We start from the raw sequence: 22,877 nt of genomic DNA, 5'->3' as shown, positions 1-22,877 counted from the left end.
AACATGAGAATAATAAAAACAATTTTATTAGTTGCCAGTGTGATTTTATCTCCGATAATGAATGCATCACAAAATTCTCCTATTCCGATGTTAGAGCAAACTGCCAACAACATCATTGCTACTCTAAAGGAAAATAAGGACAACTTGAAAAGCAATCCGAATATTATTTATCACGCTGTAGAAACAAATTTGCTTCCTATTGTTGATGTCGCAGGTATGTCACGTTCTGTTTTGGGAAGACAAGCTTGGACCAAGGCAACGAATTCGCAAAGAGCGCAATTTTCTAAAGCGTTTACGCGCTTGGTAATTCGTACTTATTCCAGTCCTTTGTCACAATACACTAATGAAAGCATACAATTTTTACCTTTAAGAGGCTCTTTGAACTCTCGATTTTTGCGTGTTAACAGTATTATTATTCGTGCTGAAGGTCAAAATATTCCATTGTCTTATAGTCTTGTTGCTAAAAATGGTCAGTGGAAGATCTATGATCTTAGTGTTGAAGGGGTTAGCCTGTTGCAAAGTTTCCGTTCGCAGTTTGCTGCCGCATTACAAAATTCCAGTATTGACGAAGTCATCAAGTTAATGGATCAAAAACAACTTAAAAGGACTTCCTAATTGTGAGTAGTGCTAATTTTAAACCTGGTGTTGATCTGACATTTAAGTCAGTAGTTGTCGTGCGAGCCAAGCTCTATCAGGCTTTGATGGAAGATAAAAGTGACCGATTTAGTTTGGATCTAAGTGATGTAAAGCATTGTGATAGTGCTGGTTTAGCATTGCTTATCGAAGCTAGAAAATTATGTAAAAAAAACAATAAGTTTTTTGAAATTATAGGTATGCCTACCGAAACTCAATCTTTAGTAGAGTTTTGCGGTGTGAAGGGCATTTTGGAGGCTGTGTAATATTTGATTGTTCTAATAGGAATGCCTACTTTTTAAAGAGCGGTTACTTTTTTAGGATTATAAATTGTAGCCTGGGTGACGGTGTGAGCCAGAGCCCGGGTTTTCTTTTTTATTTGGAATAACAGAATATTGGATGATGCATTTGTTTCATCTCAGATAGCTTTGTTGTCAAAAGTTGTATTTATTTCAATTTGTGAGCTAATTTTAATGATAAGTAATGAAGAAATCGAACAAAAATTTAAAGCCATCGATGATGTTTCTTACATCAAAGTGGAGGGGGATGGTTATCAATACCAGATAACTATAGTCAGTGATGTTTTTTTAAATAAAACAAAGGTCGCCAGACAGCAGTGGGTTTATGCGCAATTGAAAGAATTGATTACCACCGGCAGGCTTCATGCGATTAGCATGAAGACGTGGACAAAAGAAGAATGGGGGATGCAACATGGATAAATTATTAATAAATGGTGGTAAGGCACTAAATGGCGAAGTAGTTATTTCGGGAGCAAAAAATGCTGCTTTACCTATTATGGCAGCAAGCTTACTTGCAAGAGATCATGTCACCATTTCCAATGTTCCTCATCTGAAAGACATCACTACCATGATGGAGTTGCTTGGTCAATTAGGCGCTCAATTAATTGTTGATGAAAAAATGAATGTCCAAGTTGATGCCAATCAAGTGAATGAGTTTGTTGCTCCTTATGATTTGGTTAAAACCATGCGGGCTTCGATTTTAGTGTTGGGGCCTTTACTTGCTCGATTTGGTAAAGCAGATGTGTCTTTACCCGGAGGTTGTGCTATTGGAACAAGACCTGTCGATTTGCATTTAAAAGCATTGAAAACTATGGGCGCTGATATTACCGTGAAAAATGGTTATATCAATGCTCGTTGTCGACGAGGTCGCTTGCAAGGCAAACGTTTAATGTTTGATACAGTCACTGTTACAGGTACTGAAAACATACTTATGGCAGCAACCCTGGCTGAAGGAACAACAATTATCAAAAATGCTGCTCGTGAGCCTGAAGTGGTTGATTTAGCTAATTTTCTAATTCAAATGGGTGCAAAAATTTCTGGTGCAGGAACCTCAATAATCGAAATTGAAGGTGTTGAGTCTCTTTCTGGAGGCACCTATTCAGTAATGTCTGACCGGATTGAGGCAGGAACTTATTTGGCTGCAGGAGCTCTGACCCGAGGACATGTTACTGTAAAACGAGTTCGTCCTGATACGTTATTATCGCAATTATGTAAATTTGAAGAAGCTGGCGCAGAGTTAACCATAGGTGAGGATTGGGTAAGTCTTAACATGCATAACCAACGTCCACAAGCAGTAAATATTTCTACCGCACCGTATCCTGCTTTTGCAACAGACATGCAAGCTCAATTTATGGCAATGAACTCAGTTGCGGAGGGTTCCTCTACTATAGTTGAAACGATATTTGAAAATCGTTTTATGCACGTACAAGAATTACAACGCATGGGCGCGCAGATTCAACTTAATGGAAATACTGCAATAATTAATGGAGTTGAACGATTAACCGGAGCACCCGTAATGGCAACTGATTTACGTGCTTCAGCCAGTTTGATTTTGGCTGGATTAGTTGCTGATGGTGAAACTACTGTTGAGCGTATCTATCATGTAGATAGAGGTTACGAGCGTATAGAAGAAAAATTATCTTTATTAGGCGCTGACATCAAGAGAGTTTCAGACCGGTGATTACTAAAGAGGAATTATCCTTATACCTGCACCAACTATTGAGCTGTGAACGATATAGTGATTATGCTCCCAATGGAATGCAAGTTGAAGGTAAAGAGCAAATTCGCCGAATTTGTACTGCAGTGACCGCTTCTGATGAGGCGATCACTGAGGCAATTGCATGGGGTGCAGATGCTTTGTTAGTTCATCATGGTTACTTTTGGCGCGGTGAAGCACCAATGGTTATAGGGATGAAGCGTCAACGAATTTATAAATTATTGTGTAATGAATTAAATCTATTCGCATATCATCTTCCTTTGGATTGCCATACTGATCTGGGAAATAATGCCTGTTTAGCCAAATTATTTGAAGTGGACTTTGTTCATACGCACCGGGCAGGAGGTACTGATAATCTGATGTGGTCAGGAAAGTTAGCTCAAACAATGAAGCAAGTAGAGTTTACTGAATATTTAACAAAAAAGTTACGACGAACCCCATTGTTCATTGCAGGTAGTGAAAAAGCGATCACACATATTGCTTGGTGTAGTGGGGGAGCACAGGATTTTATCGAAGATGCATTCCGTTTAGGCGTGGATGCTTATATCAGCGGGGAAATATCTGAACGAACTTATTATCAAGCAAAAGAATTAGGTATTCATTATTATTCCTGTGGCCATCATGCTACTGAACGTTATGGAATTCAGGCTTTAGGTAATCATCTTGCTTCTCAGTTTGAGCTAGAGCATTTATTTATTGATAGTGAAAATCCTATATAAGCTAATTCCTTCAGCTTGATCATCATAAATAGCCAATATTTGAAAATGAATTGACTTAGATGTGCTACATTTAATAAATCAATAGTGATTTACCATATGTTACTCTTGTACCAGTAAGCGTCATAGGCTAACATGATTTAATAATCGCTAAAGGATTGTTTTAATGAGCAATTTTCGTTACTTTATGTTTTTAGTTTTTTTATTTTGTTCCTTTTCGAGTCATTCAAATGCTAATGAAAAGCACAATAAAGCTTTTCGAAATTTTTGGCATCCTACTTATCTAGGGGAGCGTCTGGATTATTGTACTGTGGATGGTAAGGAATGTGGCAAAATCGTAGCGGATCGTTATTGCCAAATGCTAGGTTACGATTATTCGAGCGATAATGAAATTGCCTACAATATAGGATTAACACATTACCTATCAACCAGTTCAAACTGCAAAGGCTGGCGCTGTAATGGTTTTATGACCATAGTTTGTGCTACTGGATTATCTCATACCCCTCCAAAACCTTATCATTATCGGGAAAAGAGTTTTGCTGCCCCTCGCTTTAATGATTATCGTGTGGATTGGTGCTATGACCAAAAGCAAGGTTGCGGTTCACGTGCAGCAAATTCCTTTTGCAGTCGTATGGGATATATACACGCCAAGCATTTTGTGAAAGAAACCCAAGTAAGTGCCACTAAAACAATCGGTAGCCAAGAGTTATGCTTTGGGAATCAGTGCAATGCGTTTAAATTAATCGTGTGTTATCGATAGTGAGTTATTGAAATCTTTCCTCGCTTTTGGAGGAAAGAATGATAATGCAAGTATATAAAACTTAAGGATAAGTTTATGAGTATTAATGACAAAGTTTTTATCATTGATAATAATGAAAGTCGTGGCAACACGTTGCGTACCATACTTGATTTTATTGGTGAATCTACTGAAGTCAATAAGTATAGCGAGTGGAAAGTGGCTGATATTGAGCCTAATGTTATACTTCTGGGAGCAAGTGAAGCAATACAGGAGACAATCAATGAGCTGGATGCTTTGGTAAACAAATTTCCCAATGTTCCAGTTATTCTCGTAGGCCAAAAATTAAATAATACTCAATGCCTCTTACGCAATGTTGTTGCTTGTCAAACGTTCCCATTTACTTATGCCCAAATAATGGAATCCTTGCATCAATGCCAAATTGCTAAGGAAGCAGTCAAATCTATTATTAGCAGCAATCATAAAAATCCTTTATTACGCAGCCTTGTGGGGAATAGTGTCAGTATTCGTAATGTTCGCAGATTAATAGAGCAAGTATCTGATACTGAAGCAAGTGTTCTAATTCTAGGGGAATCTGGTACAGGTAAAGAGGTTGTAGCACGTAATATTCATTCTCTGTCTTCACGAGCTACTAAGCCTTTTATTCCTATTAACTGTGGTGCCATTCCCGGAGAGCTGCTTGAGAGTGAATTATTTGGTCATGAGAAGGGCGCATTTACTGGCGCGATTACCTCACGCCAAGGACGATTTGAATTAGCAAATGGCGGTACTTTATTTCTTGATGAGATAGGTGATATGCCGTTACCCATGCAAGTCAAATTATTACGGGTATTACAAGAGCGTTGTTTTGAGCGAGTAGGTTCTAATAAAAGTATTGATGTGAATGTAAGGATTATTGCTGCCACTCATAGAAATTTGGAGGAAGCGATTAAAGAAGGGAAGTTCAGAGAGGATTTATTTTACAGGCTTAACGTATTTCCCATAGAAATGCCTCCTCTCAGGGAACGAGCAGAGGACATTCCATTATTATTTAATGAGTTGATCTCTCGCATCGAAAGTGAAAACAGACCTAGCGTACGCTTAATGCCGGATGCTATGGCTACGTTAAGTCAGTATAGCTGGCCAGGTAATATTAGAGAGTTAGCTAATTTAGTCGAGCGATTAACTATTCTGTATCCCAAAGGAATTTTGAGTGAAAAAGATTTACCACAAAAGATTCGAGGTGAATATAAGCCTCCGCATACAGAATCAGATACATCGAGTTCTGAACGAGAAGCTTTATTAGAAGCGATGAGTCAGGAGCAGCTTTCTGGTACAGAGGGTATAGACCTAAAAGAACATTTGGTAAAAACTGAGTTAGCCCTTATTAGTCAAGCATTACATGAGTCAGATTGGGTAGTTGCACATGCTGCAAGTTATTTGAATATGAGGCGCACCACTTTGGTAGAAAAAATGCGTAAATATGGTCTTACCCGTCCCGAACGAGTTTGAAGCGTTTCTTGAGTTAGCTATTTGGCAAGGTGTGTCAGATAATTCACATATATTATGTAAGTCCCGGGTTTCGCTACGCTTCACCCAGGCTACATTGTAATCAGTTAAACTACTTACTGTTTCGTGTCATCGGTTTTCGGTTCTTCTGGTGGTTCAACTGGTTGCGTGGATTCATTAGATGCGCTTTCTTCAACGGTTTTTTTAGGCTTAGCCTCTTTAACAGGCTCTACATTTGTTGTTTGCTCTGTTTTTTCCGTTTCCTCTGCTTGTTGGGCTCTATTTTCTTTATAGGACTGAACGATTTCACCAACACTTTTTTTGATATCTGTATATAACTTGCTTGTCATTGAAGCTAACTCTTTGAGATCTGGCAGTTTTGTTTTAAAGTCACTCATAGCTCACTCCATTATGTAATCTAAATTAATTATATACCATTATCTCAAATTCAGCTGTTGATTCAGTATTTTGAATATTAAAGCTTTTTATTATTCATCCTTATAATTCAACTGCTGAATTTAATTGGTTAACCCCAGGGTTGCATAAACCTCATTGCTGGTTTAAGCAATTTATTAGCTAGAGTAGCTTTGGGTGGCACAGTTAGTTTGAATGCTTTAAAGTTTGCAATTTTTTCTATCAGATAGTCATCACTTGTGCATAATTTATCGACGAGATGCAGAGCAAAGGCATCTTTGGCTAACCAATGTTCTCCTGTAGAAACTTTATCTATATCCAGTTGTTCGCGATGTTCAGCTACATAATTTCTAAAAGCAGCATGAATTTTTTCCAGATCTTCCTGAGCCTTTTTCTTGCCTTTTTCAGTATTCTCACCTAGCAATGTTAAAGTTCGTTTATACTCTCCGGCAGTTAACAATTCCACGTCAATATCGTGTTTTTTAAGCCAGCGATGGAAATTAGGGATTTGGGCTACTACACCTATAGAGCCAATAATCGCAAAAGGTGCTGCAATGATCTGATTCGCAACACAGGACATTAGATAACCGCCACTGGCGGCCATTTTATCAATACTCACAGTCAATGGAATATTTCTATCACGAATACGTTGGAGCTGTGACGCAGCCAATCCATAGCTATTGACTACCCCACCAGGACTATCCAGGCGAACTAAAACTTCATCTCCAGATTTTGCAATGCATAGTATGGCTGTTATTTCCTCTCTAAGTTGTTCTACCTGGGAGGCTCTAATGTCCCCATGAAAATCAAGAACATAAAGAGTTGGCTGTTCTTCTTTATTTTTTTTCTTTTTCGGCGGCTTTTTGCCAAGAACTTCTTTGTTCATTATGGATATGATATGATCATGATGCTCATTTAATGATGTGATTTCCAGTTTAGGCTTGGGTTTGCGGCTCATGGAAAAAAAACCTGCAAATATTATGAGAAAGGCAATCACTACAGTCACTGATTTTAAAAGAAACATACCGTATTGAGCTAAAAATTCCATCATTAACCTTTAAAAAATAAAAACAAAATTATGGCTCTCAATAAGAGAGTACGCAAGAGCTAGTTTAAGTATATTCAATAAGTTGTAGGGGAATGTAATATTATGCCTTCTAATGAAAGATTAAGACAAAAGAAAATTGAGAATTTGCAGTATGCAGCATTAATTCTCATCAAGCTGATAGATAATAAATTAAAGAAGGATGTTGAGAAAGAAGGTGTTTTTCGTATATCTGCATTTTCAGAACCAAGGCGTAAAGCCCTAGTTGCTGAAATTGAACAAGGAAGGATTGATTTCACTGAAATGACAATTCTGCAATGTGCACAAGTACTAAAAGCAATTTTGGGCACATTACAAGCCAATAACGAGCTCTTGTTTACAGCTATTGAATTAGGCACTTTAATCAAAGCGAAACAGAACAATGAAAATTATCTAGAAAAAATAAAACACATCTTGGAACAACGCTCAGAAATTAATCAAAAAATAGCCTTTTGCTTGTTAAGAATGTTAAACAATGTTGCCAATGATGAAAAAACCAAGATGACATCTGATAATTTGAGTCGAATGATTGGTCCCAATCTATTTCCAATGTTCGATAATAATGATTTAAGTTCCATAAAAATAATCGAGAAACAAAATGAAATTTGTTCTGATCTGATCACTAATGCTTCAATTCTTATCAAACCACAATTCTACATAGTCAGTACTCATTATGAAGCTCAAGTAAAAAATGCATCAGAAAATAGATTCCATCTTTTCAATGCAAAGAGTCACAAATTAGATGGTGATTATAAAAAATTTACTGGTGATTTATTAAAAAGCCAAATTCTGTTGAATTTTAAAAAACAACTTGAAAACGCTACTGCGCAGAATCTTGAGGAAGTAATAACAAAGTTAGAAAAATCGCCTGAGTATAAGGTGCTTGCTGCAAGTCAAGGACTTACAACCTGGGTTTTGAGCTTTTTTGTGCAATGCGATACCTCTTCTGTAAAAGCTTTTAGAGAGATGGTCGCAGAACGAAGAAGCGATCTGGAATTTGAAAAAACCTTGGAAATGAAATAACACTTGTTTTGTTTTTTAGTTCAAGTACTATTCTTTTATTAGAGTATAGCCCGAGTAGGGTAGCGGCACTGCTATTAAGTGAACTTGTTAGAAATATAGTCTATGTCATCTCCGCGAAGGCGGAGATCTATTTTTTAGAGTGGCTTAGCGCTTCATGTAGAAATAGATTTCCACCTTTGTGGGAATGACAAAAGTACTTGATTTAATGACTTAATGGTAGAGAAGTGCGGCTGAACTGGATATTATAAAGTTGAAATGGTTCAAAGTTTTCGCTATGCCTCATCCAGGCGTTGGCACCAACCCACAGTGTATTATTGACCTATGCTTGATGTGATTAACCTTGATTTTGATTATCAAGATAAGCCTTTATTAAATAAGGTGGCTTTTCATTTGCCGTCAGGGGGATTAATTCATTTACGTGGGAGAAATGGTGCAGGCAAGACGACTTTATTGAAATTAATCGCCGGTTTATATCATCCGCATCAGGGTGAAATTCAATTTCTAGGGCGAAATATAGACCAGGACCGAGCAACTTATCAACGCCATCTATGTTTTGTTGGTCACAAATCAGGGATTAATCCTAATTTAACGTTAAAAGAAAATTGTGTTTTTGATCTTCATTATACTTCTTCATGTTCACGTACCATCAAGAACGATGAATTGAGTAAGCTAAAAGAATTCGCTTCGATTTTTAAACTTGAACATCATCTAGATATCCCCTGCGGCCTATTATCTACAGGACAGCGCAGGCAAGCTGGTTTACTACGCTTGTGGTTCTCTGATGTTAAATTATGGTTGCTTGACGAGCCTTTAGTGGCGTTAGATGATAAGGCCATTACACAGATTATGGATAAAATAGCAGCTCATCGAAAGCAGGGTGGGGCTGTATTATTGACGTCGCACCAGCAATTGCCACTCAACTCCTCTGATTATGAGGAGTATTGTTTGTGATTTCATCATTTGCTTTATTTACCAAACAATGCAAACGCGAGTTGCTTATTCAGGTGCGTCAAATTCGTTTTTTAGTCAACTCCTGTTTGTTTTTTTTAATGTTCCTTTTTATGTTTCCTCTTACAGTAAAGCCAGAGATCATTTTGCTTAGAACTATAGCTCCTGGATTGGTGTGGATGGCGATACTCTTGTCTTTATTGCTCTCAGCAGAGCGCTTATTTCAACAAGATTATGAGCATGGGGTAATTGAACAATGGATTGTTTCTGGTCAGTCATTACCATTGCTAGTTAGTGCAAAAGTAATTGCGCACTGGTTATTTAATTTACTGCCGTTACTCATTTTATGCCCCTTAATTGCTTTATTGTTTTCATTAAGTTTATGGGAGACAGAAGTACTTGCGCTTACTATTATTTGCGGAACTCCCGCTTTACTTTTTCTTTGTGCCTTGGCTGCTGCGTTTGGTGTCGGAGTCAACCAAAAAGGTCTTTTGATGGCTTTGATTTTATTACCATTAACCTTACCTTTACTTATTTTTGGAAGTGGAACTTTAAATATTGCCATGCAAGGTTTACCAGTTAGCGCTTATCTGGCCTTGTTATCAGCAATATCGGTAGTTGCTGTGGGATTTTTACCTTATGCAATTGCTGGAGTGATGCGCATCAGTCATGTTGAATAGGAGCTGATTCCCTTTTTACTATTTTGGCCAAACTGTCTTGATTATGGATTTTGCGAATAAGTGGATACGTGATAAAATCCGCTTTTTTTGATTTCAATTATTCCTATGTGGAAATTATTATACCAACTGGCATCGCCTAAGTTATTTTATAATTTTGCTGGACGCCTTATTCCAACTTTGGCAGTAGGTGCTTTGGTTACGTTATTTGTTGGTATCGTTTGGGGACTGGCATTTACTCCGCCTGATTATCAACAAGGCGATGCATTCCGTATTATCTATGTGCATGTCCCCAGTGCGTTTTTATCGATGATGCTCTATGCTTGGATGGGGTTTTTAGCGGTATTGCTTTTGGTTTGGCGTATTAAGATAGCAGGTCTTTTGATTAATATTGTGGCTCAAATGGGTCTTAGTATGGCTTTTCTTGCGCTGGTAACTGGAAGTATCTGGGGAAAGCCCATGTGGGGGGCGTGGTGGGTTTGGGATGCTCGTTTAACATCTGAATTAATCCTTTTATTGCTTTATGCGGCGATTTTAGCGACTCACTATGCTATAAAAAGCAAAGAAGATGGAGATAAAATCATTGCCATCTTAACTTTAGTTGGAATACTTGATTTACCAATTATTCATTATTCAGTTTATTGGTGGAATACCTTACATCAAGGATCCACTTTGTCGGTTTTTGCCAAACCCAAAATTGATGGCAGCATGTTATACCCCTTATTGTTGACCATAGCGGGATTTATTTTATATTGTTTGTGGATTATTTTAGGGAAAGCACGCCAGGAACTATTGCTTAGGGAAAAAAGACAATCTTGGGTCAAGATTCAATTTGAAGGGGAAGTTAAATGAATCAGTTTTTAGAATGGTTGGCGATGGGAGGATATTCCATTTATGTGTGGCCAGCTTATGGTTTGGTTTGTGTTGTTTTAGTAATGAATTTATTAGGTATGAAATGGAAAGGAAAGCAAACACGCCAAAAATTACAACAATGGTTTAAGCGATAAAGATGACTCCAGCACGCAAACGCAAGATAATGATTCTAGTATTTACCCTGTCTATTTTATCCATTGCTGCAGCGTTGGTTTTATATGCTCTAAGACAAAATATTAGCTTGTTTTATACTCCAACCCAAGTTGTAACTGGTGAAGCGCCACGACAGCATAATATTCGTGTGGGGGGAATGGTTAAGAGCGGTTCCATTGTCCGTTCGAAAGAAAGTTTGAATGTCACCTTTAAAATAACTGATTTTGATAAGACGATTACCGTAACTTATAAGGGGATTCTTCCTGATTTGTTTCGAGAGGGGCAGGGTGTAGTTGCTGAAGGGCAGCTGCTTGATAATCAACATTTTCGTGCCTCACAAGTATTGGCGAAACATGATGCAAATTATATGCCGCCGGAAGTGAAAGCCGCTTTATCCAAAAAGGTACACTCATGATTGCAGAATTAGGGGTTTTTTCTTTAATTTTGGCTTTGCTTTCGTCCATAATGCTTGCCTTTGTTCCTCTTGTAGGGTTGCAACTAAAGCGCAGTAATTGGATGGATGCTGCAGGTACCTATGTGGTCTGCCAGTTTTTCTTTATGGCCTTGTCTTATTTTTTCCTGACCCTTTGCTTTTTAAAGAATGATTTTTCAGTTATTTATGTAGTAAGTAACTCGAGTATTTCCTTACCTTGGTTTTACAAACTCTGTGCAGTATGGGGCGGACATGAAGGTTCTATGTTGTTATGGGTCTGTATTCTTAGTTTTTGGATGTTGCTTGTAGCTTTTTGCAGTACGGGTCTCGATAAGGCTATGCGTACGCGCGTTTTAGTTGTTCTTGGCTGGTTAAGTATAGGTTTTATTCTGTTTTTACTGACTACCTCCAATCCTTTTTTACGCCAATTTCAATTTTTAAATACTCAAGGTCGTGATTTGAATCCATTATTACAAGATCCAGGGTTTCTATTTCATCCGCCTATGTTGTATATGGGGTATGTTGGTTTTTCTGTGGCTTTTGCTTTTGCTATAGCGGCACTTTGGGCCGGCAAGGTAGAAACCAGTTGGTCCAAATGGACTAGACCATGGACCTTAGCTGCCTGGTGTTGTTTAACTGCTGGGATTACTTTAGGAAGTTGGTGGGCCTATCGAGAGTTAGGTTGGGGAGGATGGTGGTTTTGGGATCCAGTCGAAAACGCTTCTTTTATGCCTTGGCTGGTAGGAACTGCTTTATTGCATTCTTTGGCAGTGACTGAGCAACGCCAACAATTTAAAGCGTGGACGATGTTGTTGGCCATTGCCGCTTTTTCTTTAAGCTTAATTGGTACTTTTCTTGTACGTTCCGGTGTTCTCACCTCGGTTCATGCATTTGCCGTAGATCCGCAACGTGGATTATACATATTGGGATTTTTACTATTTGTTATTGGCGGTTCTTTATTATTATTTCTTTTTAGGGCACAAAGCTTGCATTCAGGCAGCAACCCAAGTCCTTTTTCCCGAGAAAGTGCGTTGTTATTAAATAATGTTTTCTTAGTGGTAATTATGCTTACTGTTTTAATGGGAACAGTGTATCCGTTGCTTGTTGAAGGGTTGGGGCTAGGTAAATTATCTGTAGGTGCTCCCTATTTTAATGCGGTATTTGTTCCGTTGATGGTTCCTTTGCTGTTATTGATGGGAATTGGTATTCATTTAAGATGGAATAGTGATCGTTGGCAAGATGTGTTAAAGAAACTTTGGAAAATGGCATTTCTCAGTTTTTTATTTCCTTTCATTTTGTTGCTTACTGCTTCGAGAGAATTTGACATTACTGCCTTTATGGGCTTGATCCTGGCATTCTGGGTGATTTTAAGTACGACTCAGGCGGCTTACAGACGGATTTACGAGCGTGGTTTATTCCAGGTAGGGCAGGCTTATTGGGGAATGATTCTGGCACATTTAGGTGTGGCAACTACGGTAATTGGCATTGCGGTGTCTACAGCTTATGGTGTACAAGATGATGTGCAAATGGAGCCTGGAAAAAAAGTTACTCTGCAAGGTTACTCTATCGAGTTTATGCAGCAAGAACCATTATCTGGCCCCAACTATAAGGGAACCAAAGCGCAATTTAAAATAAATTATCAAGGTAAGACGAAGATGATTTACCCTGAGAAAAGGTTGTATACAATAGGTCAAATGCCCATGACGGAATCGGCAATTGATGTGACACCTTTTAGAGATATTTACATTGCCCTCGGTGAACCATTAACTAATAATTCATGGTCGGTAAGGCTCTATTATAAACCTTTAATTCGCTGGATTTGGGCGGGTGGATTTATGATTTTAGCTGGTGGTTTTTTTGCATTGACTGACAGACGATATTATCGAAAAAGACAGTCGGTAGCAGTTGGTGTTCAGGAGTTAAAAGCATGAAAAAAATAGGATGGAAGGTTATTCCAATTACTCTTTTTTTGCTGCTTTGTGTTTTTCTTTGGCGTGGTTTATCTCTAAATCCACATGAGTTACCTTCTGTTCAGCTGGGAAAGCCATTGCCTCAGTTTAGTCTACCTCAATTGCAGGCTCCGGGTTCCCTTATTAATTCCAATCAATTACGCGATCAGGTGATTTTGTTAAATGTTTGGGCCAGTTGGTGTTCGGCATGTATTGATGAGCAAGTTTTTATGTTGCAACTGGCACGCGAAGGAATACCAATTTATGGGTTAAATTATAAAGACAAAGCAACTGATGCACTCCGATGGTTAGAGCAATGGGGGAATCCCTATAAACTCGTTATCCAGGACCAAGATGGAAGGGTTGCGATTGATTTAGGAGTTTATGGAGCACCAGAGACTTTTGTTGTTGATAAACAAGGAATAATTCGTTATCGACATGTGGGAGTTATGACTCAAGAGGTATGGTTAAAAGAGGTTTTACCCTTGATAAAGCAGTTGGAGCAGACTTCATGAGAATAGACCTCATCTTGTTTGGATTTTTACTTTTTTTATGTTCATCAGTTTGGGCAAGCAGCATTTATCCTTTGGATTCAGCTCAAAAAGAAGCTCAGTTTAACCATTTACTCAAAGATTTGCGGTGCCTTGTTTGTCAAAATCAAGATTTGGCGGATTCTAATGCTGAGTTAGCCAAAGACTTGCGTGCTCAAGTATATCGAATGGTTAAAGAGGGTAAGAGTGATAATGAAATAAGTGATTATCTAACTGCTCGTTATGGCGATTTTATTCTATTCAAACCACCAGTTAAGGCGGTGACTTTTTTACTGTGGTTTGGACCTCTTTTATTTTTATTACTAGGATTTGTTATTTTCTGGCGAACTTGTTTTAGAACTCGAGAGAAGAAGCATACTTCACTTGAACTAGGTTAGTGAGTCATGGAGAGGGTTCTCGAACCCAGGTATTATTTAAAATTAGTGAGTTTCTTATGAATGAATGGTGGTTATTGGGATTATTAGCAGGTCTAACAGGACTGGCCTGTATGTTCATAATTTACCCATTCAGGCGTCATTTTATAGCGGGTTTGCTGCTGGTCCCGTCTATATTTTTACTCGCATTTGCTGGATATTTTTATTGGGGTGGTTTTGGTGGATGGCAAGAGCACGTTCATCAACTGAATTCTCAGGAACAAGCTAAAAAAATGTTAGAATCCGTAAAAAGTCCGCAAGAATTAATCGATAAATTACGCGCAAAATTGGATGACACTCCAAAAAGTGCTAAAGGATGGTATCTTTTGGGACGCTTATATACTAGCCAAAATAAACAGCAAAATGCTGTAGATGCTTTTGCGAAAGCATATCAATTTAATCCAGATGATGAACAATTCGCCATCAATTATGCACATAGCTTGTGGGTTCTGAATAATCAGCAATTTACCCAACAAATTACCGAGATTTTTAGTCAATTATTAAAAAATAATCCCAATCAGCCAGATGCATTAGCCATGCTTGCGATGGATGCTTTTGTGAGTCATGCTTATGAGGATGCCATAAGTTATTGGCAACGCTTATTAAAACTGGCACCAGAACAATCAGAAGAGGCTAATGCTATTCGGAAAGCAATTGCTAAAGCTGAAGAGCATATTAGATTAAGAGAGAAAAATCTGGATTGATGTTGGCATCTGAGGTAATGAAGGAACGTGCCTGAAGTGAGGCACGCTGAATTTTAAGAATAGTCAAGAGAGCTGGATTTCAAAGTGTATTCATGGATGGTTTATCAGGATAATCAAACTCCTTAGATGGTTCTTTATTTGAAAGGAAAAATCCTCGTTTGAACCCCCCGAAAGTAGGTTTGTCTTCTTTCTGCTTAGCTGCAGGAGTAACAACCGACGTTTGCTTTGTTGCAAGATCTTCTTTAGGAATAGCATTCGCTTCATGATATGCTTTGACAAAGCTTTTATGTTCCTCTTCAGAAATAATCGAATATTTCTGCAATACATCTAAAATGCTATCTAATTTACCCTCATTAATGGCTATTGCAAATTGAGCATGATAATGATCATCCTCCATTTCAAAATCGTCTTGATGATATAAATAATGATCAGCATCATCGCGATGTACAAAGCGATAAACACCCAACTCGTTTGAGCGATGCATAAAAAAATTATTGACTTCAGCACTAACGCAATTCATTTTAGAGAACAATAGAAGAAAAAGTAAGCTTAATTCATCTTTTACAGGAGGTAGGCTACTTTGTTGTAGGCTTGGTTTGGGATAAACAGTCAAGGTATCGTTATATAAACTAAGATTAACTTTTTTGCATAAATGGGTAAAAGCCTTAGGCATTGAAAACTCCTAATCGTTGGATTTATTTGACTAAAATATGCCCTAAGAGTTTATTGTAAAAACATTAAGGTTTTATTAAGAAAGGCCTAAATTTGCAAAGAATTCATCTAACTTATCAAAGCAAGACGCATCTGAATCAAGATAAAATTACAAAGAATGGGAAATTTATAATACTTATCTTTTTGATAAGAAACATGTTCTATTTGTAATGCAATTAATTTTAAATCTGCTAGTCTATAAGTAGGCATCGGAATTTTAAGGAGAAAATGATGTATAAGAGGGTATTGTTTGCTACTGACTTTGACGAAGTTGGTATTATAGCAGCGCATAAGGCAAAAAAAATTGCTGATGAGAATGGCGCTGATTTGATATTAGTTCATGTCGTAGAGCCCATTCCTGCATATGCATATCCTGGTTTTGCCGGATTTGCTGAGGTTGAATTATCTATTCGAGAGCAAGCCGAAAAAGAACTCAATGATTTAGGCCAAAAGTTAGGAGTGGATGCAAAACACCGATTTATTGAATTTGGTTCCACCAAAAATGAAATTTTAAGAATTGCACAAGAGCGACATATCGATTTGATTGTTACAGGAAGTCATGGAAAGCACGGTCTTTCATTATTATTAGGCTCAACAGCAAACTCTATTTTGCACGGAGCTCAATGTGATGTTTTGATTGTCCGCTCTGCTCATCCAGAAAAATCATAAAATGTATCTCGGGGCAACGAAGCGAAATTCAGAGAATATAGGAATCTTTTAAAACCTAATTTTTGCTTTTGCTTGCTCCTGGAGCTGGAACGACGCCTAATAATTTATTTTCAATCTTCTTATTATTTCTCAACTGGGCAGAAAACAAGTATACTACTAGGTTTCGAGTTACACGATTGAATTATTATGAAATTGTTGCGCGGGATTCAACATTTTTCTGCTTTTGATAAAGGTGTGGTAGCTACTATTGGAAATTTTGATGGTGTGCATTTAGGTCATCAAAATCTTATTAGGACTTTAAGAGCTAAAGCAAATGAATTAAAGTTGCCTTTAGTCCTTATTCTATTTGAGCCACAGCCCAGAGAATATTTCCAACAGGAGAAAGCACCTGCAAGACTCTCCAGTTTAAGAGAAAAATTAAATGCGTTACGCTCATGCCAGATTGATTATATATACTGTCTAAAATTTAATAGTGGATTAGCGCAAACATCAGCGGCAGATTTTGCACGTACTTATTTGTTTTCTACACTCAATGTGAAGTATCTACTCATAGGTGAGGATTTTCGTTTTGGCAAAAATAGAGAAGGCGATGTGAGCTTGTTGAAGGAACTCAGTTCTGAATATGCTTGCGATGTGAATATTTATTCAAATTTTTGTATCAACGAAAATCGAATCAGTTCAACACGAATTAGAACAGCTTTACAGGATGGCGAGTTGAGCATAGCTACCAAATATCTGGGTAGGCCTTATAGTATTTGCGGGCGTGTATTACATGGAGATGGACGCGGACGTCAGTGGGGAATTCCTACAGCAAATCTGGCTCTTCATCGGTACTCGTTACCGCTACAAGGAGTATTTGCAGTTCAGGTCCGAATTGCCTCCAAAATGGTTTATGGTGTCGCTAATGTTGGACGCCGTCCTACAGTAGATGGCAGCAAAAATATTTTGGAAGTTCATCTATTCGATTTTAATCAGTCAATATATGGCGAATTATTGCAGGTGTTTTTCTTGCACAAATTGCGTGATGAGGTTAAATTCACTTCGGTGGATGCTTTAATTGCACAGATTTATGATGATATTGCGGTGGCGAAAGAATTCCTCAAGAATTGTAATGAAATTACCTCTATATCAAAGCTAGGTGTAGATTTGAGTGCCGGTTGAATGAAAATCATTTTGGAAGGGCAGGGATAATGCGCGTTTTTCCAAAATGTTTTTCATACTAAGATGCACCCGATGCGAGCTATATCCTGATACGGGGTGAGAAGTCACCAAAAGTTTAACGATTTTGCAGAGCGAACTCTTATGGCAGAATATAAAGATACATTAAACCTTCCTAATACTTCATTTCCGATGAAGGCAAGCCTGGCTACCCGAGAACCTGAGGTTTTGGCTGATTGGCAAGCAAAAAAGGTATATGAAAAAATTCGTAAAGCCCGTGCTGGATGTAAGCGTTTCATTCTGCATGATGGTCCACCTTATGCGAATGGTCATTTGCACTGCGGACATGCGTTAAATAAGATTCTTAAAGACATTATTGTTAAATCAAAATCACTTAGTGGATATGACGCGCCATTTGTTCCTGGATGGGATTGTCACGGGTTACCCATTGAACTTAATGTAGAGAAAAAAATAGGCCGAGTTGGTGACAAGGTATCCGCTCGAGAGTTTCGTGCTAAATGCCGTGAGTATGCTGCCAGCCAAATTGACATTCAGCGAGAAGAATTTCAAAGGCTTGGAGTTTTTGGTGATTGGTTCAATCCTTATGTCACTATGGATTTCCGTTATGAAGCCAATATCGTGCGCGCATTGGGGCTGATGATTAAAAATGGTCATTTACAACAAGGTTTTAAACCAGTACATTGGTGTATTGATTGTGGTTCTGCTTTAGCTGAAGCAGAAGTTGACTATGATGAGAAAACCTCTCCATCGATTGATGTCGCTTTTTTTGCAGTAAATCCTGAAGAATTTATTCATTTGTTTCAAGTAAATGCAGAAATAAAGCCCCTAGGTCTTCCTATTTGGACAACTACTCCATGGACTTTACCTGCTAATGAAGCGGTATGTTTGCATCCTGCGATTGATTATTCCTTGGTCGATACTGGTGATGCATATTGGATACTCGCTACTGATTTGGTTGAATCTGCGATGGCTCGTTATGGGATGAGTCAATATACAATACGTGGCTCGGCGAAAGGAAAGCAATTTGAACATTTAAAATTGAAACATCCTTTTTATAATCGTTTTGTACCAGTGGTATTAGGTGAGCATGTCACTACCGAGTCGGGTACAGGAAGTGTACATACTGCGCCCGCTCATGGTCCAGATGATTATCTGGTTGGTAAAGCGTATAATTTACCTTTGATTAATCCAGTTAAAGGAAATGGTTGTTTTGCTGATGATGTTGAACTTTTTGCTGGACTTTCTGTATTGAAGGCTAATGAGACCATCTTAGGTGTTTTAGCTGAAAAAGGAGTCCTTTTAGCTAAAGAAAATATTAGACATAGTTATCCTCATTGCTGGCGGCATAAATCACCGATGATTTTTTTGGCTACGCCTCAATGGTTTATCTCTATGGATAAAAGCCAGTTAAGGGAACATATTGTCAAAGAAATTGATAAAGTAACTTGGGTTCCTGATTGGGGCAAGGCTCGTATTAGCAATATGGTTGAAAATAGACCCGACTGGTGCATATCAAGACAAAGAGCCTGGGGCACTCCTATGCCTTTGTTTGTACATAGCGCGACGCGTGAATTGCATCCTAATACACTTGAGCTGATTGAAAAGGTCGCTTTACTTATTGAGAAATCGGGGATCGATGCCTGGTTCGAAATGGATGTAAAAGAGTTGCTAGGGGATGATGCTGAGTTTTATGAGAAAATTAATGATACCATGGACGTGTGGTTTGACTCAGGAGTAACTCATTTCTGTGTTTTACAACAAAATAATGCTTTGGCTTTTCCTGCAGATATTTATTTCGAGGGCTCAGATCAGCATCGCGGTTGGTTTAACTCCTCGTTAACTACTTCCGTGGCCATGTATGGTGTTGCTCCTTATAAAACCGTATTGACTCATGGATATACGGTGGATGCTGAAGGTAAGAAACTTTCTAAATCCAAAGGAAATTATGTTGCTTTAGATCAATTGGTTAATCAACACGGTGCTGATATTTTACGTTTATGGGTAGCCTCTACTGATTACCGACATGAAGTGAGCATTTCGGATGAAATTATTAAGAGAAATGCAGATGCTTACCGCAGAATTCGTAATACAGCCCGCTTTTTGTTAGCTAATTTATTCGATTTTGATCCGGCAATTGATTGTGTCCAAGACAAAGATCTTTTGGAGTTGGATAAATGGGCATTAAAGCGCAGTCAACTCTTACAAAAAGAAATTATAGAAGCCTATGAAAGCTATCAATTTCATATTATTTACCAGAAGATTCATAATTTCTGTGCAGTAGATATGGGAAGTTTTTATCTTGATTTGATTAAGGACAGACAATATACCACAGCAAAAGAAAGCAAGGCCCGTCGTTCTTGTCAAACTGCGATGTACCACATTATTAGGGCATTCTCTCTTTGGTTAGCTCCCATATTATCCTTTACGGCTGAGGAGATAGGGCGCTATATACCTGGATATAACCAGGAATCAGTCTTTACTGAACTTTGGTATGATGCGTGGCCTCAAATTGATGATGTGAACATGATGGATTGGGATGAATTGCATTTAATCCGTGATGAAGTGAATAAGGCGTTGGAGGAAACACGTCAAAAAGGAGAAATCGGTTCTGCTTTGGCTGCAGAGGTAACTTTATATGCTGACGACAAAGTATTACCTAAATTGACTCGTTTGGGCGAGGAATTGCGCTTTTTATTAATTACATCAGGAGCAGCAGTTCATCCCATGAGTTCAGCCCCTGCTGGCTTGTCTGCTACGACATATGGTGTTTCGATTGCTGTTTCAGCAAGTAAGCATGAAAAGTGTGCTCGTTGTTGGCATAGACGACCCGATGTGGGACAAGATGTTCAACATCCCGAGCTCTGTTTACGTTGTGTTGGCAATATCAGTGGCCAAGAGGAAATGAGGCAATTTATATGAAAAAATGGCCATGGTTTATATTAAGTCTTGTAGTAATTATTTGTGATCAAGCAAGTAAATACTTGGTGAGTGCTTTTTTAACTCCCTATAAACCATTACCTGTTTTTCCAATGTTTAATCTTACTTTGGCTTATAATTCTGGCGCTGCTTTTAGTTTTTTAAGCGGTGCCGGAGATTGGCATCGGTGGTTTTTTGCCGTCTTTAGCTTAATAGTGAGTAGTATACTTGCTATCTGGCTGTATCGTACTGCGAGCCATGCTAAGTTACTTTTGGCAGGGATAAGCCTTATTTTAGGTGGTGCTATAGGTAATCTGTTCGATAGAGCATATCACGGTTATGTAATTGATTTTATAGATGTCTATTATAAACACCACCATTTTGCTACTTTTAACATAGCAGATAGTGCGATTTGTATCGGAGCTGGATTTTTCATTTTGGATTTATTGGTTAATAAAAGCAATTAATTAGGTTCTATTAGTATTGGCATTTCTTCAATGCCTTTTTTACTTAGAACTTCTTGTGCTTCTTCTTTTAGTTTCTGAAATTGACTGGCAATTTCTTTTTCTTGTCGTAGTTCATTGCTAATGCCTAATATTGCTTTGATTTTATTTAAACGATCTTCAATTGATTCCTCATTTAGAGCTTCTTTTAATTCTTTAAACATACTTTTATACGAAGATGAGAAAAAGGATAGGAATGCATGTCCCAGGGTATTTTCTTTGGTATGGATAAAATCTGACACCAATACAATTACACTCGATTTTTGACTCTTACATTCTTTGACCATATAGTTGATGCTTAATTGAAGTCCTTGAACATTCTCCTGAGCTCTAGCTATAGAGAAGTCCAAAGCGGCAATTTTTTTTGCTATTGATAAGTCAGAAGGTAAAGGAAGAACTGTGTGCCTTATTTTATTGCTTGCCTCATCAAGGAATAATCTAAAAGAGTCTTCCAAGCTTGTACAATCTACATGCTTCTTCAATCGTTCTATTTTTTCATGGATGCTTTTAAGCGATTGAATCATTTTCTTTTGCTTTTCCAAATTATTAATCAATTCCTCAATATCACTATTTATCTTTGCCAATGCATTTGTTGTTTTATGGCTTATAACATCGACAACCTCTTCTAATAAATCCCTTTTAACCTTTTTTAATTCTGCTAAGTTATTTAACTCATCTTCTATGCTAATAATGAGGTGATAAGGCTTTTCTTCATCCGGAATTAATTTGTGTCGTTCAATTTGAGTCTGAATTATTTGCAGAGGTTTTAAGGCCGTATCATTTTTACTCCTCAATATCTCTAAAGAAATCGTCTTACTTGGGATGCCTCCGATAAATTGAGGAAGGCCCCAACGTCCTGTCCACAACAATGAGATTGCTTGTTCCTGATAAGAGCCATGTTGGTATTTAAAATATTCGTTCCATCCCGATCTTTCATTTTCTGGTATATCAAGATCGATCAGAAGTTGATTGAATTTTTTTTGAGTATCATACTGGCTCCAAAATTGACTCATTAGGTCTTCGCTGCTTACTGAAGGTTGCTCATTTAATAATTGTTGTAATTGAGTTATTCGATTAAATTGTTCTTGAGGAAAGGTATTTATATTTTGCAGAATTTGCGCTTGTTGCATTTTTAAGTGATTTAATTGATCTTTAAAGCGTTGATATGAAATATCTTCTTTAGGAGCCAGTTTTTCTAATGGATCAACTAATTGAACTGAAGGTCTATTTTTATTTTCCAATTTGTTTTTTAATTCATTAAATTTATCAGTCAACAGGGCTTTTATGGCTCCCATTTCATCTTTATATTTTTTAGGTGTCAGGTATAAAGTTGTTAATTTTTCCTCAAATGAAGATAGGGAAGTGTACAGTGCCAATAAGATATCATGGCTCGTTTGTTCCCCTTGATTGATATCGTATTTTTGAATCCAGCCTTTCATTCCATCTATTACTTTATTAATTGCTTCTTGATTCAGTCTTAATCCTGTTATTCCCACCCAATTAAATGCATTGACCCAACCATTACTTAAACCAGATAAGAGCATATCTATAAAGGCAATTTCAGGATGATCTTTAGGTAAATTTTGTTTTCGTTCGATTGCTAATGCTGTTATAGCAAAAACTAAAGTCCAACTACGCTTTCCACCACTAACCTTGTCAATTTTGGCAGACATACTGCCTGTTTTTTCTTTCATTTCTTTGGCAATATAATTCAATTGCTGTGCAAGTGGTAACCTCTTACATTGATTAATAAAATCAACAAGTGCTTTTTTTATGCCTTCTTTGTAGTTATCAAATAAAGGATCGTTTTTGTGTTTTCCGTTATAACTGGAAAGAGTCGCTATTGTTTCATCTAAAATAGCGTCAGTCAGCATAGTAAATAGCCTATAAAAACTAGGTAATTAACCTATTATAGGCAGGATAACATTAAGGAATGCTTAGCCATAAGTATATACTTAAGATTAAATTTTGAACTTCTTAACAAAACCAGGACTTACGAAAAACTCCAATCTCTTTGTTAAAAAATGTTTTTAATTCGGTCATTTAGTCTATCTAAACTCCCTCATT

General features: G+C 37.6%; 25 protein-coding genes. 21 read left to right on the top strand and 4 right to left on the bottom strand.

Annotated elements, in window-relative coordinates; genetic code table 11:
- The first annotated feature begins 3 nt into the window (after positions 1-3).
- From DGG96_RS15030 to DGG96_RS15000, 7 genes are all read left to right on the top strand, one after another.
- Complete coding sequence (locus DGG96_RS15030; protein WP_110143467.1) at positions 4-615, top strand: MlaC/ttg2D family ABC transporter substrate-binding protein; 612 nt, start codon at positions 4-6, stop codon at positions 613-615.
- Positions 616-617: 2 nt separating this feature from the next.
- Positions 618-899, top strand: coding sequence for an STAS domain-containing protein (locus DGG96_RS15025; protein WP_110143466.1), 282 nt, complete (start codon positions 618-620; stop codon positions 897-899).
- Positions 900-1,106: 207 nt separating this feature from the next.
- Positions 1,107-1,352 (top strand): BolA family protein, encoded by a 246-nt coding sequence (locus DGG96_RS15020; protein ID WP_110143503.1) that lies wholly within the window; start codon positions 1,107-1,109, stop codon positions 1,350-1,352.
- Positions 1,345-2,613 (top strand): UDP-N-acetylglucosamine 1-carboxyvinyltransferase, encoded by a 1,269-nt coding sequence (gene murA / locus DGG96_RS15015; RefSeq protein WP_110143465.1) that lies wholly within the window; start codon positions 1,345-1,347, stop codon positions 2,611-2,613. The genes DGG96_RS15020 and murA overlap by 8 nt, the downstream gene beginning before the upstream one ends.
- Entirely contained in the window at positions 2,610-3,368 is a 759-nt protein-coding gene (locus DGG96_RS15010) for a Nif3-like dinuclear metal center hexameric protein (protein WP_110143464.1), read from the top strand. Before murA ends, DGG96_RS15010 begins: the two co-directional genes overlap by 4 nt.
- Positions 3,369-3,531: 163 nt before the next feature.
- Entirely contained in the window at positions 3,532-4,125 is a 594-nt protein-coding gene (locus tag DGG96_RS15005; RefSeq protein WP_110143463.1) for a hypothetical protein, read from the top strand.
- A gap of 75 nt (positions 4,126-4,200) precedes the next feature.
- Positions 4,201-5,613, top strand: coding sequence for a sigma-54 dependent transcriptional regulator (locus tag DGG96_RS15000; protein ID WP_110143462.1), 1,413 nt, complete (start codon positions 4,201-4,203; stop codon positions 5,611-5,613).
- 113 nt (positions 5,614-5,726) lie between these two features.
- Here DGG96_RS15000 and DGG96_RS14995 read toward each other — a convergent pair whose 3' ends face one another.
- Both DGG96_RS14995 and sohB read right to left on the bottom strand, forming a co-directional pair.
- Complete coding sequence (locus DGG96_RS14995; protein ID WP_110143461.1) at positions 5,727-6,008, bottom strand: hypothetical protein; 282 nt, start codon at positions 6,006-6,008, stop codon at positions 5,727-5,729.
- Between the two features lie 128 nt (positions 6,009-6,136).
- A complete protein-coding gene (gene sohB / locus DGG96_RS14990) occupies positions 6,137-7,072 on the bottom strand; it encodes a protease SohB (RefSeq protein ID WP_165831630.1) in 936 nt (311 codons plus the stop codon).
- Between the two features lie 102 nt (positions 7,073-7,174).
- Between sohB and DGG96_RS14985 the strand changes: the two genes are divergently transcribed.
- The 10 genes from DGG96_RS14985 (at position 7,175) to DGG96_RS14940 (ending at position 14,832) form a co-directional block, all read left to right on the top strand.
- Positions 7,175-8,131 (top strand): RhoGAP domain-containing protein, encoded by a 957-nt coding sequence (locus DGG96_RS14985; protein WP_110143459.1) that lies wholly within the window; start codon positions 7,175-7,177, stop codon positions 8,129-8,131.
- A gap of 321 nt (positions 8,132-8,452) precedes the next feature.
- Entirely contained in the window at positions 8,453-9,082 is a 630-nt protein-coding gene (gene ccmA / locus DGG96_RS14980; RefSeq protein ID WP_110143458.1) for a heme ABC exporter ATP-binding protein CcmA, read from the top strand.
- Positions 9,079-9,759 (top strand): heme exporter protein CcmB, encoded by a 681-nt coding sequence (ccmB, locus tag DGG96_RS14975; protein WP_110143457.1) that lies wholly within the window; start codon positions 9,079-9,081, stop codon positions 9,757-9,759. The genes ccmA and ccmB overlap by 4 nt, the downstream gene beginning before the upstream one ends.
- Positions 9,760-9,864: 105 nt before the next feature.
- The gene (ccmC, locus tag DGG96_RS14970) at positions 9,865-10,608 is read left to right on the top strand and encodes a heme ABC transporter permease CcmC (RefSeq protein ID WP_199739197.1); all 744 of its coding nucleotides are present in this window, start codon (positions 9,865-9,867) and stop codon (positions 10,606-10,608) included.
- Positions 10,605-10,763, top strand: coding sequence for a heme exporter protein CcmD (ccmD, locus tag DGG96_RS14965; protein ID WP_058468303.1), 159 nt, complete (start codon positions 10,605-10,607; stop codon positions 10,761-10,763). Before ccmC ends, ccmD begins: the two co-directional genes overlap by 4 nt.
- 2 nt (positions 10,764-10,765) lie before the next feature.
- Positions 10,766-11,197 carry a cytochrome c maturation protein CcmE gene (ccmE, locus tag DGG96_RS14960; protein ID WP_110143455.1) on the top strand — a complete coding sequence of 144 codons (432 nt, stop codon included), beginning with the start codon at positions 10,766-10,768 and terminating at the stop codon, positions 11,195-11,197.
- Positions 11,194-13,146, top strand: coding sequence for a heme lyase CcmF/NrfE family subunit (locus DGG96_RS14955; RefSeq protein WP_110143454.1), 1,953 nt, complete (start codon positions 11,194-11,196; stop codon positions 13,144-13,146). Before ccmE ends, DGG96_RS14955 begins: the two co-directional genes overlap by 4 nt.
- Entirely contained in the window at positions 13,143-13,679 is a 537-nt protein-coding gene (locus DGG96_RS14950) for a DsbE family thiol:disulfide interchange protein (RefSeq protein WP_110143453.1), read from the top strand. Before DGG96_RS14955 ends, DGG96_RS14950 begins: the two co-directional genes overlap by 4 nt.
- Positions 13,676-14,092, top strand: coding sequence for a cytochrome c-type biogenesis protein (locus tag DGG96_RS14945; protein WP_110143452.1), 417 nt, complete (start codon positions 13,676-13,678; stop codon positions 14,090-14,092). The genes DGG96_RS14950 and DGG96_RS14945 overlap by 4 nt, the downstream gene beginning before the upstream one ends.
- Before the next feature lie 56 nt (positions 14,093-14,148).
- Positions 14,149-14,832 carry a tetratricopeptide repeat protein gene (locus DGG96_RS14940; protein WP_110143502.1) on the top strand — a complete coding sequence of 228 codons (684 nt, stop codon included), beginning with the start codon at positions 14,149-14,151 and terminating at the stop codon, positions 14,830-14,832.
- A gap of 79 nt (positions 14,833-14,911) precedes the next feature.
- On the opposite strand, the gene DGG96_RS14935 is transcribed toward DGG96_RS14940, so the two are convergent.
- A complete protein-coding gene (locus DGG96_RS14935; protein ID WP_110143451.1) occupies positions 14,912-15,505 on the bottom strand; it encodes a hypothetical protein in 594 nt (197 codons plus the stop codon).
- A 269-nt stretch (positions 15,506-15,774) separates the two neighbouring features.
- Between DGG96_RS14935 and DGG96_RS14930 the strand changes: the two genes are divergently transcribed.
- The 4 genes from DGG96_RS14930 (at position 15,775) to lspA (ending at position 20,774) form a co-directional block, all read left to right on the top strand.
- Entirely contained in the window at positions 15,775-16,212 is a 438-nt protein-coding gene (locus tag DGG96_RS14930; protein ID WP_110143450.1) for a universal stress protein, read from the top strand.
- A 186-nt stretch (positions 16,213-16,398) separates the two neighbouring features.
- The gene (ribF, locus tag DGG96_RS14925) at positions 16,399-17,373 is read left to right on the top strand and encodes a bifunctional riboflavin kinase/FAD synthetase (RefSeq protein WP_110143449.1); all 975 of its coding nucleotides are present in this window, start codon (positions 16,399-16,401) and stop codon (positions 17,371-17,373) included.
- A gap of 141 nt (positions 17,374-17,514) precedes the next feature.
- Positions 17,515-20,310 carry an isoleucine--tRNA ligase gene (gene ileS / locus DGG96_RS14920; protein ID WP_110143448.1) on the top strand — a complete coding sequence of 932 codons (2,796 nt, stop codon included), beginning with the start codon at positions 17,515-17,517 and terminating at the stop codon, positions 20,308-20,310.
- Complete coding sequence (gene lspA / locus DGG96_RS14915) at positions 20,307-20,774, top strand: signal peptidase II (RefSeq protein ID WP_058468294.1); 468 nt, start codon at positions 20,307-20,309, stop codon at positions 20,772-20,774. Before ileS ends, lspA begins: the two co-directional genes overlap by 4 nt.
- Here the strand turns inward: lspA and DGG96_RS14910 are convergent.
- Complete coding sequence (locus DGG96_RS14910) at positions 20,771-22,684, bottom strand: hypothetical protein (protein WP_110143447.1); 1,914 nt, start codon at positions 22,682-22,684, stop codon at positions 20,771-20,773. The two genes, lspA and DGG96_RS14910, sit on opposite strands and share 4 nt — an antisense overlap.
- Positions 22,685-22,877 lie beyond the last annotated feature (193 nt).

The sequence above is a fragment of the Legionella qingyii genome (assembly GCF_003184185.1).
This window is presented reverse-complemented; position numbering and strand designations above follow the sequence as displayed.